Origin of the sequence: Bacteroides sp. MSK.20.82 (assembly GCF_019052485.1) — a bacterium.
Taxonomy (GTDB): Bacteria; Bacteroidota; Bacteroidia; order Bacteroidales; family Bacteroidaceae; genus Bacteroides; species Bacteroides thetaiotaomicron.
Window position 1 is genome coordinate 1 of the sequence record NZ_JAHQUN010000134.1, and the last position, 774, is coordinate 774.

Here is a 774-nt window from a genome sequence, read left to right on the forward strand (position 1 = left end):
ACCTAATCATTGTTTTTTTCTTTTTTATTGTTAATTATTCTGGGCAGATAATGTTCGGCGGATAATCTCTCTTACGGAGATTTATCCATTTGTTACCGATGTGCCATTTATTTCTATTTCTTTAAATTTTAAAAACTCATTTGCCTTATACAAATGAAGTAATTGCATTTTCATATTTTCATTGACAATGTTTTTATAAAAACCGTATTTATTCCACCCTTTTAAAAAGAACCCATCTACAGATGAAGGTATTTTAGACATATCTAACACAAGTGTACTCATGCATTCAAATTCTTCTCGTTTGGAATGAATATTGTCAACACAATCAATTACTTCATTAAAAATAATTGCCATATAATCAAGTGGGAAATCTCCATATACTGAAACCCTTTTTAAAGAAATTCCTTTTATGGAGGACAATTCGTTTATATTCAATATATCTTCTCTGACAAGAAACAAATGGCTGACTTCAGCAAATTCTGGCATTCTTATTTGCCCAAATCCAGATATACTTTTAGCGATTAGCCCCTTACCTTTGATAAGAGCTTTTATCTGATACCTTTCCGATGAAGATGAATCTATAATTCTTTGAAAATTAATTTCTTTATCTTCATATATAAACTCCCACGAATATGTAATACATTTCTTCCATATTCGATTTTCTCCATTCAAGTATATTTTATACCATTTCATATTGTCATTGTTAATCGGTAATGTTCGGTGGCTAACCGACCTTTAAGGGGAGGTTGAGCCGCTTGTTAATCGTCTTTATTG

1 protein-coding gene is annotated in these 774 nt (G+C 30.7%); it reads right to left on the reverse strand.

Translation table 11 applies throughout. The features are described from left to right. Positions 1-81: 81 nt before the first annotated feature. Positions 82-693 (reverse strand): hypothetical protein, encoded by a 612-nt coding sequence (locus KTR07_RS28145; protein ID WP_004319185.1) that lies wholly within the window; start codon positions 691-693, stop codon positions 82-84. Between the last annotated feature and the right edge of the window lie 81 nt (positions 694-774).